Here is a 15,537-nt window from a genome sequence, read left to right on the forward strand (position 1 = left end):
TAATTTACCTACTAAATTTAGTTTCTATTTCCTCTAGATGGATTTGAGCCTTTTTACTTATTAATACTGCTAATTGCTGTAAGCAAATAATTTTAATAGAGGTAGGACGCCAATATAAGGCAACAGTGCGTCTGGGAACAGGTTTGGCAAAAGGAATAACTATTAAAGAATGATTAAGAGTATTTTGTGTGGCCAAACCTGGTATTAACGTTACACCTGCGCCTGCTTGTACCATTAGTCGTAATGTCTCTAAGCTTGTCGCTGTAAAATCAACTTTGGTTTCTATTTCTGCTGATTGACAAATCGCCATTGCTTGCTCACGCAGACAATGTCCTTCCGCTAATAACATGACCGGCTGTCCTTTTAGTTGTTCAAGATGAACACTTTTATAATGTTGCATTTTTGATTGAGTTGAACAAATAAAATAGAAAGGTTCATCGAATAAATTATGTTGGACTAACTCGCTAGACACAGGAGTTGCCATTAAAGCGGCATCTAATTGCCCTTGACTTAACATAGTAGTTAATACATCTGTTTTCTCTTCAATTAACCAAATACGTAACTTTGGAAATTGCTGTTGAATGGCAGGCATCACCAGAGGTAATAGATAGGGGGCTAAAGTTGGTATAACACCTAAACGTATCTCACCAGAAAAAGGATCAGCGCTTGTTAGGGCTAATTCTTTCATTTCAGCAACTTGGTTTAAAATAGCTTGTGCATGTTTAACTAGCATGCTTCCCTGCTCTGTTAACATCACTTGTTTATTATTTCGTTCAAAGAGAATTAAATTTAATTCTTCTTCCAACTTTTTAATTTGCATGCTAAGCGTTGGCTGGCTAACATAACATAATTTAGCTGCTTCACCAAAATGCTTTACTTTTGCTAAAACTACAAAATAGTGTAGATCGCGTAAATTCATCTATTCCCTTTTTCTTTCACATCAGCTACTTGCTCAATAATATGTTCATTAATATCATTATAATGAATACTACAAAAACCAGGCATAACACTACCGGTCATACCCATGATCAATTGCTGGCTCTCATTAATTTTCGTAAGTAAATTTTCAAAGACTAAATTTAGCTTAGGTGAAGAGATAAGAATATGCCAAAAGTTATCTTTATCTTGTGTAGTAATAAACTGAGACATAGCCACAGGCATTCCTTGATCATTTCGCCAACCTGAAATAGAACCTCGGATAGTATCAGTCTCCTGCAGGCTTACAGAATATAAACCACTACCATCATTAAAATTACATAAAATAGATTTTACTAAATGCCTCATCGGTTGTGGCTTATTTACCCAAATTTGCTTAAACCAAGCTTTTTTAGCGGTTACAAATTGTTCTTTATTATCGTTAGGTTGAATATGACCATTTAAACGACCAGTTTGATTAATAAAAAAATCTATACCTGTTCTTAACTCCTGCTTCTTAGATACCGTTTGGGTTGAACCTAGCATATCCACTTTAAAATTAAACCCTTTTTTCTTTTTATCTTTAACACCAAAAACCCAGCTATTACTAATAGGATTAAAACGTAAAAAAAGATTTCCGACTTGCCAGTGTGTAAGCTCAGGCTTATCTATTAGTGTATTACTTTCCTCATAAACTAAGACAAGTTTTGATTGCGCATCAATAACCGTTGCTAAACCATGAAAATGATTATAGTTACGTTGAATTTCAAAAAAATAAAGATATTGTTCACCACTTTCATTAGTAGCTGTGCCAGAAAAAGTCCAATCAGCTTGCAGCGCATGTAAAGAGGGAATGGCTTGAATGATAGTAGGCTCTGCATCAGCAGATTCACCAAGTTTAGCACTGGCTAAAGAATAATTAAGCATTAATACCGACAAAAGAAATAAAATAGATTTCTTTGCAAATCGCCATCGACAGCTAATTTCAGTTAAATCATGTACCCTAAACCCCTCATGAACACTTTGCTCTTTCAGCATCTTATTTAACTGACTCTGTCTTCTCACCGCCAGTTTGGAAAAAAATCTAATGCATGCTGTTTTCTGTTTCATGTTGCCAACAACCTTTTAATCTGGTCATGTGACCATAAAGCATTCCAAAAACTGTCACTTAATTTAGCTTCTATTGGTAAAAAGTACCAGTTTTTAGTTGCAAAAGCTTGACACTTAACCGCATCTTTTTCTGTCATAATCACATTATTTTCTACAAAATTTAAGTCTTTTTTAGAAAAAACATGGTGATCAGGGAAAGTGTAACAAGTAAAATTTAGACCCATACCAGCAAGCGTCATATAAAAACGCTGTGGGTTACCAATTGCCGCAACAGCGGCAAGCGGACCTTTTAGTTCTTGTATATTAATTTCCTGACCTGTCACTAAATTGATTAACTTTTCAGGCTCTGTAGTCATTTTATAAGCCTGTGGCCACTCGCCACTATTAACTATTAAAAAATCAACTTTGTCTAAGCGCTTAGGATATTCTCTTAGCGGCCCTGCTGGTAAGCATAATTTATTACCAAGACCACGTAGCCCATCAATAACAATAATTTCGATATCTCGTCCCATAGCATAATGTTGTAATCCATCATCGCTAATAATCACCTGACTGTGATAATGGGCTATTAAATACTCTACGGCTTCTGTGCGCTTAGGTGCGATTACAACGGGGCAGCCTGTTTTTTTTGCCAATAGCAGTGGCTCATCACCTACTAAATTTGCTTTATCATGAATGTTTACCGCATAGGGAAATTGTTTGATAGTTGCACGATAACCTCGACTGACAATACCCACACTTAAACCTCTGCTTTGTAATGCCTTAGCTAGAGTGATTACTAAAGGTGTTTTGCCAACACCCCCGACTGTTAAATTACCAACAACAATAACGGGTACAGAGAATTGTTGTTGTTTAAAGTGCTGTAAATAAACACGACGACAAAATGAGATTTTTTGAAAAACGTAAGAAAAAGGCCAAAGTAACCAGCGCAATGGATGCTGGCCATACCATAATTTTTCTAAAAAACTAGGTTGCATTAACTAGTAATTCCTTTTTAGTTTCAATCAATAGACTTTGCGTACGGTAAAGCTGGGCATAATGGCTACCTTTGGTAATTAATTGCTGATGATTACCTTGCTCAACTATTTTTCCTTGGTTCATCACGATAATATTGTGGGCATTTTTGATTGTTGATAAACGATGAGCAATTACCAGTGTCGTTCTATTTTGCATAACTTTCTGTAAGGCCGATTGAATATAATATTCAGATTCACTATCTAAGGCTGAAGTAGCTTCATCGAGTATTAAAATTGGCGCATCTTTTAAAATCGCTCTGGCAATGGCCAAGCGCTGCCGCTGTCCACCAGAAAGCAAAATACCATTTTCACCGATTTTGGTATCATAACCTTCCGGCAAACGTGAAATAAATTCATCAGCATGTGCAAGCTTAGCAGCAGCGATAATCTCCTCTCTACTGACATTAAAACGCCCGTAAGCAATGTTGCTAGCCATAGTATCATTAAATAAAGTAACATGTTGACTAACTAAGGCAATTTGCTGCCTTAAACTGGTTAAAGCAATGTCTTTAATGGAGATGCCATCGAGAAGAATTTGGCCACAATCTAATTCATAAAAACGAGGTAGTAGACTGGCAAGCGTCGTTTTACCGCTACCAGAATGTCCTACTAATGCAACTGTTTGGCCAGGCTCCATAAAAAAACTTACATCATGTAAAACTGGAAACCCTTCTCGATAAGCATAAGTAACATTCTTAAATTCAATATTTCCTACTGCACGCTCGGTAAGATGCATACCGCGGCTTTGTTCAATAGGCTTATCAAGCAAAGTAAATACACTTTCAGCTCCTGCCAAACCTTTCTGAATAGTAGCATTTATAGTAGTTAGGGTTTTAATTGGTTTAATTAATTGCAGCATTGCAGCAATAATTGCGAGAAAAGAACCTGCAGTAATTGTAATTACAGCAGTCAACTCAATGGCGGCAAAAATAATAAGCGTAATACCGGAGGCAATAATAAATTGCACGCCAAAAACATTAATCGCTTTACTTACAGCTACTTTCATATCATTGATACGAGAAGATTCTGTTGCTTGATTAAATTTTTGTATTTCGTAATTTTCACCACCAAAAACTCGTACAACACGATAACCTTCAATGGCTTCAGCCGCAATTTCTGTAACCTGACCCATAGTCTTTTGTACTTTATGACTAATACGTCTTACGCGCTTATTAGTAAAATTAACCATAATACCTACAAAGGGAATGGTAATTAAAAACATTAGGGATAATTGCCAACTAATAACCATCATCACAGTTAAAAGCCCAATAACTAAACAGAAATTTTGAACTACATCTGTTAAAGCATCAGCACTAACCTGAGCAACTTGCTCAACGTCATAAAGAATTTTAGATAATAACTGTCCTGAAGTTGCTTGATCATAATAACTAGATGGCAATTTAATAATATGGGCAAAAACATGTTGCCTTAATACCTTAACGACCGAACGTGCCACCCATGTCATGCAATAGCTACCCACTGAGCTCACCAAGCCGCGGACTGTAATCCCAATTAAAACAATCAAAGGGATTTTGCGCACAAAGCTCATATCAATATTAATAAAACTTTTGTCTAAAAAAGGACGCATCATATAGGTGAATGAAGCATCTATTAATGAGTAAACAATATTAGCCAAAATTCCTAAAAGCAACACAGGCCAATAAGGTTTAACATAACGTAGAAGCCGCCAGTAGAGAAATCGAGTTTTGCTAGAGATTGATTGAGTCATGCCTAACTAGGTATACAAAAAGAGAAATTGTAGCTGCAAATGCTGTTGAGTGCCAAGTTTATTCAAAGGTCCACAGTAAACTCTTCTATTAAACATAAAGATAATTATACGGCATTACCTAAAACACTACGTATCCACAAATAAGAGATTGCAAAATATTCTCTATACTAAACTTTAAATAGAACTAATTTATTTGGAGTACTCATGTTTAAAAAATATAATAAATCACAAGTTGCTGGCAAATCTTCTCAAGCATCTATGTTTATTTTACTTGTAGCAGTAGATAGTGACAATATCCTTTATAAGATGGATGCTTCTAATATTTTTGATGGAATTATAAATTTTCAAATTAGACTTGCGCTAAAAAAATTTCTAGAAGAGCCAAAAAAATTATTTTTTAATAACTTACCTGCTGCCATTAAGGCAGGCAATGAATTAGTAACTAACTTAAAAAAGAATAACACAACTAGCTCGTTTTATAGTGGTTCAAACAAATGTCAAGAGGAACCTGCTTTTCAAGTCTTAGAAGTAAATTGTAATAAGGATACCATTAAAACTTATGTTTCTGAGTTTCTTAATAAGAATTATCAATCTTTAGCAATTCATAGTTACTATCTATATAATCCAGATGAAACTATCGCAGATAAGAACACTGCTGGTAGTATACGTACTTCTATGAAAAACTAATTAATTTAAAATTTAGCAAAGTCAGACAATAAGCGAATAGCACAAATAACATCGATTAATAATTTAACAGTTAATAGGAAGTGGAGGTCCTACTAACTGTTAATATTATCTAACTCTAAACAAGGCTAACCCATTTGAGACCAACGAAAGCACCATGTAGACCAAAATCGCTTTGTATTCTAGACTCATGCGCTGCAGTAAAATCTAAATCACTGAAATGTAAGGCATGAAAATAATTTACAACCATGTAACCTGCATCTACTGTAAAGTTACCTTGTGGTGTACCAAACGTATAAGCAACACCTAGTTTTGCATCTAGCTCAGGAACTAAGGATACAAAAGAAGAGTGGATTGGGCGGCTTAAAACAAGTGGATTACCGTTAAAAAGTGAATTATTGCTGTATTTATCTTCACCAACGATCGCAGCTATAGCACCTTTACCATAGATAGCAAAGCCCATCCCCCAATTGTAAATCATATCAACGCCAAGACGAGGGCCGCCGCCATTAAATTTGAAATGGCCAGTTGCAAATCTATTTAAGGTCGCAAATTCTGTAGGAGTTGTACCAATAATTTGATCACCGCGGAATTGAGTATCGAGATGAAGATATTGCGCCCCAGCGTGGAAACGAATATCTTTAAACTCACCAAAATCAACATGCTGTCCAAATTCAAAGTTAACAGCATCAAGATCCGTACTGCTAGAAATTACACTTCCAAGATTAACTATAGTTGCTGGCGCAAGAACTACTTGCCTTGTAGGCAATGAATCATCGTGCCAACGTATCCAGTTTACATTAATATCATTACCTGGCCCGAAATGATAAGACCCTTCTAATCTAAATCCCCACTCAAAATCATTATCCCGATCGTCGTAGTCTGGTAAACCATCATTTCTATTAACATTAATTACACTTAAGTTGGTATTACTGTATAAAGGCTGTAAATAAAGTGCTTGTATTCCAATATCCCAACCTATAGCAGGGCAAGGTACCGTTACACTGCCTGGCACACAAACTGGCCCCATAGTTCCTGCAAATAAAGCACTATTTCCTAAAATTGCTACGGTAATAGCTATTTTTTTGATACTAATCATTAAATCCTACTCCATTTTATTAACAAATATTCTTTCCATACATATTGAGGGTATAAATTTACAATATACCGGCAGTAATATTCTTTAAATTTAACTTATTGTCAAACTTATTTTGCTAAAGCTAAATATTTCTTCTACTAAAAAAAAGATGAATAAACTATGATAACTAATTGGAGTAAGTAGTTAAGCCTAATTAACTACTCCGTTAATTAGACTTAACTAAAGGATTTATAAACTAGTACCCAATGATTAAAAGCTAACACCAAGAGCTGCTTCCACTACTTCTGCACCGCTTGCTAAATCATTTGTATAGTTATGTAAAACCCTATTTAATAACTTTAATTCTGTTTTAAGTTGACTAGCAAGATGGTCCTCAATAAAAACATGATGCGTCTTGAGCGCAGTATCTAATAGAGCTAGCTTATCTGAAGAGTCATTTGTTGGGTCTAATAAACTTTCGTACGTTAATTTAATAAAATGAAATAGTATTTTTTCCTTAATAGTATCATTTGCATATTCTAGTAAACTAAGCGCTTCTTCTGATTTTTCAAAAGCAGCCTCTAATTGCCCTATTTTTCGATAACTAAGGATAAGATTTGAATATAAAGTTAGTTTTTCCGAAGCAGATTCTATAGCCTGTATAGAATATAGACTTAAAGCTTCCTTATAATACTTGATTGCCAAGGGGAAATTAGCTTGTTTAAAGAAACGGTTACCTAATTCTTTAAAAGCTAAAATTAAACTTTTTAATTCTTCTACTGCTTCTTCTTGTTCAAATTGAGTTAATTTACTTAGAGATTGTATTATTGCATTTTTTGCAGCTACAAGTTTAGCTGCAGAAGGTAAATTGTCATCTTTTGCTTGAAATTTACCATTTACAATTTTTTCTTCTAAGATTTTTAAGGCATCATAATAAGCAATGCGAGCATTTATTTCTTCAAGCCGTTCTTTTAAGACTAATTTTTCTTGACTATCTTGAGTCGCTGAAATAGCTTGTTCATAAATACTTTTCGCTTCATAAACTCCTTTGCGAAAATTTAACTTATGGGTTTTATAATAATCAATAATAGCCTGTTGATGGTCCTTTATAGCGCTTCTAACGCTGCTATTATATTCTTCATTATCATAATAAGTAATTTTCCCGTTAATCAAAACCATACCACTAACTAGCGTATCAATGCGTTCAAATGAACCTTTAACTCCATGACCTAATACAAAATTAGGATCAATTTGAGCGTCACCTAAAGCAATTGTATGGGGTATATCAGCTTGATAATAAGTAAAGGAATTTAATTGCTGAGGATTAAGAGAAAAAATACTAAAATTAGGTTTCGAACGGCCATTCTTTGGCGTCATCATTTCATATTGAATCCCTGTTTTACCAGTCACTACCTTAAGAACTGTATCTAACCACGCTTTTTTTTCAATTGGTAGCAAATTATTTGGACACTCTATATATAGGCAGTTTTTGTTGTCTTTAAAAAAAGTGCTATGACAATCTGGAAAAGTAAACTCTGTCCAACCAAATTTTCTTAAATCCTCGATTGCCCTGACAAATTCTAAAGGTGTTTTACCTAACATTTTAGGCTTTGTAATATTATCTGCCTGAGTAGCAATACTATTATCTATTTTCATATAAGCTATAAGATGTTTTTGTATAACTACATCCTTAGAAACAGCAGAAACTTCAAATGGCTTAGCTTTTCCTTTTGCTATATTTCTTTTATTAATTGCATCCACAACAGCACGTTTACCTCCTGTACAGTCAAACACATAATCACAGGCAACAAATTCTTCTGTCAAATTACCTTGCTCATCTTTGGAAGCAACAAAAATACCTTTTTTATCTTCAGAAAAACGGACAAATTCTTTTTTCTCAATAGTGACATTTTGAGTGAGAGTATGTTTATGCAAAGTTTTTTCAATATCTCGGATATGACTTGTTTTTTTATTAAAAGGAAGTTTTGTCTTTATACCCTCCTCTGCTTGCCGAAAGATTCCAGGATTAAGAAAGCCTGGTCTTACATAATCACCAGCTCGAGGATCATAAATCACTATATCTTTTATACCTTTTCGTCTGAGTTTACTTGCTAGATATAATCCACTAGGACCTGCACCAATAATTACTACATGAGGCATAATAATATCTGAATATAGGTTGAATTGTATATATTTTATACAAAATTTATTAAGGAATTATTAAAAAATATCTAATTGATTAATTATGTAACAAATATAATGTAAGACTTATTGGAAAGAACTAGGCTGTAAATTAAGTTGGGGGCATTAAACAGACGTTTTTTTAGGTAAAAACTGCAATTAAGATGATTGGAATTAAAACAAAATAGCACAATGAGAAAACCCATTGTGCTAGAGATTACTTAAGGATTTTGAATTTTATTCTTGATATAAACACCAGCTTCTTTTAAGCGATCATCGGTCCAGACATTACTAGAGCAGGTACCTGGTACCCAAATTGCTCCGGAACGGAAATCATCTGAATGGTTCCAATTTGTCCAGCTTATTTTTTTAGTTGCCATAAGCTGTAGGTATCTATCAGACATAGCAAAATCATTTGCACCGTCACCACTATAAGTCTGGGTGCCAAATTCAGTTACGAAAATGGGTAAGACATTAGAAGCACTATCTAGAGCATTTAAATAGTTATCCCTATGTGAGGCCGCATAAAAATGGAAGGTATACATGATATTAGGGAAATTAACAGGATTATTAACAATTTCCTGATAGCTACTGCCTTCCGATACGCCTAAAGAACTCCAACCACGCGTACCAACAATGATAGGTGCTTTAGAATCAATTGCTCTAATTACTGGAATAATTTGATCAGCATAATTTTTAATCGCAGCCCAACTAACACCGTTAGGTTCATTAGCTATTTCATACAGAATATTGTTTTTATTTTTATGCGCTGTAGCAATATCTGTAAAGAATTTTTTAGCACGATCTAAATTATAATTAGGATCACCAGGATTTAATATGTGCCAATCTACAATCACATACATACCGCGGTTATAAGCTTGATCAATTAACTGGCTAACTAATTGGGTAAATTGGGCAGGATTAGTCTCATATCCTCCCTCTTGCACATACATAGCAAGACGAATAACGCTTGATTTAAACCCATTTGCTAAGACATCAAAAGCAGCCGGAGTCATACACTGGCTAAACCATTGTAGTCCATGCGAGCTCATACCTCTTAATTGAATTGCATCACCATGTTCATTACATAACTTAGTGCCGCATACCGTTAGCTGGCCATTAATCGCTAAAGGCGTACCGGTACCTTGTTGTGTTATGGTAATAGCAACAGTCGCATTCGGAGTGGCAGTTAAAGGTTGTGGCGAAAATTTAACAGAATAGCCACTTATGGGTGCCGCTGACAAAGTATAAATCACGCCATCAGTTAGCATTACTGTTGCTGAACCATTACCCATAGGCATAGTAATCGTAGTTGTGATAGGCGTAGTATTATTATTGGGTGTCAACGTAACTTTCAATGAAGTCACAGCCGGTGGAGCATTGGTAACGTTTAAGGTGACGGAATCTTGTGCGACTTGAACACACTTATAAGATAAAGTAGTGGTAGGTGCTGTGGTACCCGCTGTTGCACTTGTCGGGCTAAAACTTGGTGTACAGATATAGCCGTTGAAATTAATAGTATCTGTCGAGAACGAATAGACACTACCTGCTTTTAATTGACTAACTGTAGTTGTGGCATTCCAGCTTAAGGGTTGAGCTAGCGAGCCTCCTGATTGATTGTCTCTTAATAAAACAGTAGGCTTTCCAGTGTAATTGGAAATCTGTGTAGGTAGCGCTTGCACTTTAATAGCAATTTTGCCCGTTTGCTGTGCTTGGCTATAAGTAATAGTCGATAAGGCTTGTTGATTAGCATTAATTGTCACCGAACTTGGTACAGCATTACCTTGATAAGTATTACCAGCACTATCGGTAACCGCTTGCGGTGATATAGTATAAGCACCAGGCGCTAAGTTAGGCAGCGTTACTGTGGTATTCCATGGCAATTGAACATCACTAATGTTTTGGCCATTCATTGTTAAATGAACTAAAGCATAAGTTTGAGCAACATTAGTTGGCTTAGCAGAGGCGTTTTTCAATTGAAGACTACCTGTCTCAACTGGAGTCCCACCTACATAAACATTAACAGTACCATCTACATGAGCATCCGCATTAACGCCGTATTTAATTTGGATTGATTTCCCTACAGGCAATTTTGTCGTTGTTCCTTGATAAGCGGTAAAATGCATATTAAGGGTCGCTAAGTAAGTCCCATCTGCTTGAGGTTGCGAGGTAATATTTAGCGGGCTATCAGGGTACGGCAATGGCGCAAAATCGCCCCAAAAAGTTGTATTTAAAGGCGCGCTACTTTTAAAAGTAACCGTGGTATTTTCAAAATCAACAGCAGTGGCACAATTGTTAGTTAATTTTAAAACTACAGACTTCCAATATTGGTCTCCTGTCACTACAAATTGTGAATTAATACAGGTAGTAGGCTGCGCTACAATGGTTGGCACCGGTATCGCTGGATTGGTTGCAGCAAGCGCACTTTGAGTTAATAAAATTAGTGGGCCTAAACCCCTTAAACGATATCTCATAATCATTTTCCTTATGAATTGAGTTAAATAAAATACAAGATGGAGAGAAAATATAATCCCGATAAATCATGGCGGTTATTTAAAATAGACTAAAAAGAAACTAAAGCAAAGGGAAAGTACATTATTAAAGCTACTTTTTAGTGCCTCATTAGGATAAGTAATAAAACGTTGCTCCAGAAAACAGCTAACTTTGATTTAAATAAGAGCATATTTGAAGTAAAGGAAAATTTCGTTTATAAAGAAAAGTCAGGTTTTTTATAGGGACTTAAAACGATGCATACCTTTAAACGAATTACCTTAACCTTTTTTACTTATTTAACCTTATCGCTATTATCTCTACCAACCTTCGCTCATGGTGTAATTGAAAGCCCTCCCTCACGCGAGCAATTTTGCGGTGTTGAGAGTAAGCCTGATGAAATTTTTAAAGATAAAATGACCCATGAAGAATGTCGGCCTATTATGACTAAAGAAGATGGCAGTTTAGATAATAGTGTCTACAATTTTATGGCAGTTTTAACCCATACGATTGGCCGCTCTTCTAAACCTATCGACCAATTACCAAAATATGTTTGTGGCTTTGCCTCAGAGATGTGGAGTGGCGGTAAAACACCCTGGGATAGAGCTAATAACTGGCCAACCACACTTATCGCTGGCGGGCAGCAAAAATTTGTTTGGAATATATCTTGGGGTAATCACTTTGGTGATACTGAAGAGTTCGTTTATTGGATTACTAAACCAGATTTTAAATTTGACCCAACCAAAGAACTCACATGGAATGACTTTGAAACTACGCCTTTCTGCCATCTTAAGTATAATGATCAAACCCCTAATGCCAATCCTAATGTTATTCCTGATAAAGCGACTAATAGATTTACTACAATTTGTACCGTTCCTGCCCGTACTAGCCGCGCGGTAATTTATGGTGAATGGGGGCGTAATAGCTATACTTACGAACGTTTTCATTCCTGTATAGACGTCGTCTATTCAACTGATAATCCACCTGCAAATATTAAAGCGGTCATAACCCCGCTTCCCACTCAAGTTACAGGGCCTACTGAACTACAACTAGATGGTAGCCGCTCCGTAGGAACTAATTTAACTTATAATTGGTCAATTGATGCGGATAACTTAACTCCCTATCAACTGCAAAATAGTCAAAGTGCTAAAGCACGCTTGTTAATTGCTAATATTAATGCCCAACAACGTGTTACAGTTAATTTAACTGTGCAACAAGGCCAAACTTCTAATCGAGTCAGCACTCAATTTACTCATGTACCTACTATTAGTGCGACCTGGAAAATGGTTGGACGAGCAACACTAGATTCAACCCTTAAAGCAGGGGATAAAATTCAGTTACGCTTAATTGACAATACCGGAAAAGATTATCTCTTTCCAAGTACGCCATTAGTATTAACTGCCGATACAGCTAAACCTGAAAACTGGGCCTATACTCTAGCGCAGGCTGTTAACCCAGGTAATCAATTTTCAGCTAAAATTGGTATTTTAAGCTCAGATAATAAAACCATTGAGCCTATTAAATCTGCTACTGATAATATGATTTATGTGCCCATTAGCAGTACAGTAACTAATGGCTATATCCAAGTTGATAAAACAACTGACCCTGTTCAAGCTTGTGTTTCTCAACGGAAACAAGGTTCGGGTAGCTACTGGTTAGGTTATGATATTTATGCTGATACCACGCCTATTTTATTAAACTTTAGCGCAACAGGTATTGACTTAACTAAGATTATTGTCGATAAAGGTGTCTTCAATAACATTAAAGTGCTTGATAAAGATAGACTTTTAATCGGCACAAAACCCGCTTGGGTAACCAAAACCAATCCCGGTTATATGGCATTTTTTGGCCCCAATTATGGTAGCTATGATCCCTTTAATTCACCTATTAATGCTACTTGTCAAACTGGGGCTTTGTTAAGAAAATAATCATCCCTTCTCAATGGTAACTATTCCTACTAAAAGTGGGAATAGTTCCATTCCCTAACTCTCATTAAACTACACTATTAGAATTCCCGCTGGAAGAGTACATGAATAATAGGCTTTGTATTTGAAATAGTACTTTTTTTCTTAAGCAAAATTAGAAATATCGCAGCAGCCCTAACCAATATCCTCCTTCCACCTTATTTAACTCCTAAAGGTGAGGCTAGTTTTGGCCCAATTAATTTAATCTAATGATTTATAAGGATCACTTAAAAAATCACTTAAGCTACTTCAAGTAAAATAATTTAAGATAAAAATACTGAATTAGTAATAATAGCAAATTTAATGAAAGTATTTGTTTTTTATTAAAAATACTTGGCATATCTTTGCTTAACCCTTCAACCAAAGATTATTTTACAAACTTTGTCTAATACAAAAGATTCGTTTCTACTAAAGTAATTGCATTTTAAAAATATAATATTTCATAAGAATTTTTCATTCATATGATAACGGGTAATAGTCCAGTTAGACAAAATTTATTTATTAGAAGCATAAAAAGATAATTTTATGAATAAAAAATTAACTACTTAATAAATTGTTAACAAATTTGTAATATAATTTATCTAATAAACTATGTGATAAAGTTATATTTATGAAAAAAAATTATGAAGTTTCAGAAATAGGCTTACCTCAAAAAGAGGTACGTCACTTACAAATTGACTATTTACAATCATTTTTAGATTGTTTTACTAATATTAAAAGATTAAACGAGTGTTATAGAAGTCGTAATCAAGGTTCATCTGAACTTGTAAATATAAATGTTATTAAATTTTGTCAAGAAAGCTTTGATGAAAATGGTAAATATCGTGGTAAAGAGGGTAACGAGAAGGATCCCCATGATCTGGATAGTGCTCGTTTCAGTAATTTTTATGGTAACCCTGCAAGTAATAATAGCGCGCAACAAGATGATCCACGCGATCAACTTCTATGTGATCGGGATCGTTTTCTACTGGACATGATTCATTTTCATCTGTCCACCGATTATACAGAGCGCTTGGTAGGCCAAGTTATGCGTGAGATAGAGGACATTAGAAACATACCAGATAAGGATGAGCAAAACAAAAGGTTAGCACAGTGTAAAAAAACTTGGAGCCCTTTAATCTCAGGTAAAATAAGTAAATCGACTATAGATGATGCAAATTTAGATGCATTTGGAGCCTTTTGGGGGGGAGTTATTGTTACTGAATATTTAGAAACTTTTCTTTTTAAACCTCTGTTTAACCATTTGCTCCCACTTTCAGATAATCTCCCTAAAGAACCTATAAACTTATTTAAAATAAAGGGAAATCAAAAGAATGACCGATGGTGGCTGGAAAGCGAATTAATACAAACTACCTGGCGTCATTTAATATTAAATTTGCAGAGCAAAGATGATGAAAGAGAAATAAACCAACTTAGAGAAGAAAATGACAAACTTAAAAAAGACAATGCTGCTCTACAAAACATGTCCCTAGGCGGAAAAATAGGTTTTGGCTTTGGTTTTACAGCTTCGGTTGGTCTAGGTGCAGCGATAGGCGCCTTATTAGGTACGGTTATAATTCCTATTCCCGGTGTTGGTACTACTGTTGGTGCTATTTTAGGTGGGCTGGTTGTAGGAGGTGGCGTAGCCACCGCAGGTTCTGCTGGAGCTGGTATATTTAACTTTGCAACTGGCAACCCGAACAATGGCTTAGCATTTACAACCCTAGGTTTCGCAAGCGCAGGCGCTGTTGGTGGTGCATTTTTAGGAACTTTTTTAATCCCAATACCTATTGTAGGTACTGCAGTTGGTGCAGCCGCCGGTGCGCTAGTCGGTGCTCTTGTTCCTTTAATAGCTGCTGGAATTAAGCATCTTTATAATAAATATCAAGAACATTCTCGTAAAGAGGCAGGAAGTAATGAACCAAAGAAACCATTAGGTGTTGATGAAATTGAAAATGATTCTGTAAATTTTCTAGTTGAGGGACTTGGAGTTCAACCTAAATCTTCAGAAAAAGAGCCAAAAGAAAGAAGAGCACTATCCTCATCACTTCCAATTGATATCACGTCAAAAAAACTTGCTGATTATAGAGACGATAATATAGTATCTTATAAACCCCCTTCTGTTTAACAATCAATAATTGATTGATTAGATCATATAAGTTAGCGAGTGTAGGTCGGGCCTTGGCCCGACAATTCTCGCGCCTTCACTCTCCAAAGGTAGTTAAACCTTGCATAGATTCACATCATACCCAATTTTCAGGAACAACCCCTGTTTGAATATAACGATGAATACTAGAATATGGCCAAGCAGAGGCTTTTTTAACATACTGCTCTAAATCAAAGTTATTGCGAATCAAATATTCTCAGAAATGTTTTTGCCAAATGCCTCCT

10 protein-coding genes are annotated in these 15,537 nt (G+C 35.4%); 3 read left to right on the plus strand and 7 right to left on the minus strand.

Going from position 1 to position 15,537, the window contains the following annotated elements:
* Positions 1 to 4: 4 nt before the first annotated feature.
* Genes ACNVED_RS11090 through msbA form a run of 4 tightly spaced genes read right to left on the minus strand, consistent with a single transcriptional unit; the run spans position 5 to position 4,770 of the window.
* Positions 5 to 919 (minus strand): LysR substrate-binding domain-containing protein, encoded by a 915-nt coding sequence (locus ACNVED_RS11090; RefSeq protein ID WP_419419086.1) that lies wholly within the window; start codon positions 917 to 919, stop codon positions 5 to 7.
* Entirely contained in the window at positions 916 to 2,025 is a 1,110-nt protein-coding gene (locus ACNVED_RS11095; protein ID WP_419419087.1) for a hypothetical protein, read from the minus strand. Before ACNVED_RS11095 ends, ACNVED_RS11090 begins: the two co-directional genes overlap by 4 nt.
* Complete coding sequence (gene lpxK / locus ACNVED_RS11100; protein WP_419419088.1) at positions 2,022 to 3,002, minus strand: tetraacyldisaccharide 4'-kinase; 981 nt, start codon at positions 3,000 to 3,002, stop codon at positions 2,022 to 2,024. The genes ACNVED_RS11095 and lpxK overlap by 4 nt, the downstream gene beginning before the upstream one ends.
* The gene (gene msbA, locus ACNVED_RS11105) at positions 2,992 to 4,770 is read right to left on the minus strand and encodes a lipid A export permease/ATP-binding protein MsbA (protein ID WP_419419089.1); all 1,779 of its coding nucleotides are present in this window, start codon (positions 4,768 to 4,770) and stop codon (positions 2,992 to 2,994) included. Before msbA ends, lpxK begins: the two co-directional genes overlap by 11 nt.
* 204 nt (positions 4,771 to 4,974) lie before the next feature.
* On the opposite strand from msbA, the gene ACNVED_RS11110 reads away from it, so the two are divergent.
* Positions 4,975 to 5,457, plus strand: coding sequence for a hypothetical protein (locus ACNVED_RS11110; RefSeq protein ID WP_419419090.1), 483 nt, complete (start codon positions 4,975 to 4,977; stop codon positions 5,455 to 5,457).
* 115 nt (positions 5,458 to 5,572) lie between these two features.
* Here ACNVED_RS11110 and ACNVED_RS11115 read toward each other — a convergent pair whose 3' ends face one another.
* From ACNVED_RS11115 to ACNVED_RS11125, 3 genes are all read right to left on the minus strand, one after another.
* Complete coding sequence (locus ACNVED_RS11115; RefSeq protein ID WP_419419091.1) at positions 5,573 to 6,553, minus strand: Lpg1974 family pore-forming outer membrane protein; 981 nt, start codon at positions 6,551 to 6,553, stop codon at positions 5,573 to 5,575.
* A gap of 249 nt (positions 6,554 to 6,802) precedes the next feature.
* Positions 6,803 to 8,692, minus strand: coding sequence for a hypothetical protein (locus ACNVED_RS11120; protein ID WP_419419092.1), 1,890 nt, complete (start codon positions 8,690 to 8,692; stop codon positions 6,803 to 6,805).
* A 242-nt stretch (positions 8,693 to 8,934) separates the two neighbouring features.
* Entirely contained in the window at positions 8,935 to 11,187 is a 2,253-nt protein-coding gene (locus tag ACNVED_RS11125) for a glycoside hydrolase family 5 protein (protein WP_419419093.1), read from the minus strand.
* Positions 11,188 to 11,460: 273 nt separating this feature from the next.
* Between ACNVED_RS11125 and ACNVED_RS11130 the strand changes: the two genes are divergently transcribed.
* Together ACNVED_RS11130 and ACNVED_RS11135 are read left to right on the plus strand one after the other, a co-directional pair.
* A complete protein-coding gene (locus ACNVED_RS11130; protein ID WP_419419094.1) occupies positions 11,461 to 13,131 on the plus strand; it encodes a lytic polysaccharide monooxygenase in 1,671 nt (556 codons plus the stop codon).
* Positions 13,132 to 13,777: 646 nt separating this feature from the next.
* Entirely contained in the window at positions 13,778 to 15,274 is a 1,497-nt protein-coding gene (locus ACNVED_RS11135) for a hypothetical protein (RefSeq protein ID WP_419419095.1), read from the plus strand.
* Positions 15,275 to 15,537: the final 263 nt, after the last annotated feature.

Source organism: Legionella sp. D16C41 (assembly GCF_048541585.1).
In the GTDB taxonomy this organism is placed as follows: Bacteria; Pseudomonadota; Gammaproteobacteria; order Legionellales; family Legionellaceae; genus Legionella_C.

Coding starts and splice junctions, on each gene's coding strand:
- ACNVED_RS11095 (WP_419419087.1), bottom strand. CDS start 2,025: ATGAAACAGAAAACAGCATGCATTAGATTTTTTTCCAAACTGGCGGTG.
- ACNVED_RS11120 (WP_419419092.1), bottom strand. CDS start 8,692: ATGCCTCATGTAGTAATTATTGGTGCAGGTCCTAGTGGATTATATCTA.
- msbA (WP_419419089.1), bottom strand. CDS start 4,770: ATGACTCAATCAATCTCTAGCAAAACTCGATTTCTCTACTGGCGGCTT.
- lpxK (WP_419419088.1), bottom strand. CDS start 3,002: ATGCAACCTAGTTTTTTAGAAAAATTATGGTATGGCCAGCATCCATTG.
- ACNVED_RS11130 (WP_419419094.1), top strand. CDS start 11,461: ATGCATACCTTTAAACGAATTACCTTAACCTTTTTTACTTATTTAACC.
- ACNVED_RS11110 (WP_419419090.1), top strand. CDS start 4,975: ATGTTTAAAAAATATAATAAATCACAAGTTGCTGGCAAATCTTCTCAA.
- ACNVED_RS11135 (WP_419419095.1), top strand. CDS start 13,778: ATGAAAAAAAATTATGAAGTTTCAGAAATAGGCTTACCTCAAAAAGAG.
- ACNVED_RS11115 (WP_419419091.1), bottom strand. CDS start 6,553: ATGATTAGTATCAAAAAAATAGCTATTACCGTAGCAATTTTAGGAAAT.
- ACNVED_RS11125 (WP_419419093.1), bottom strand. CDS start 11,187: ATGAGATATCGTTTAAGGGGTTTAGGCCCACTAATTTTATTAACTCAA.
- ACNVED_RS11090 (WP_419419086.1), bottom strand. CDS start 919: ATGAATTTACGCGATCTACACTATTTTGTAGTTTTAGCAAAAGTAAAG.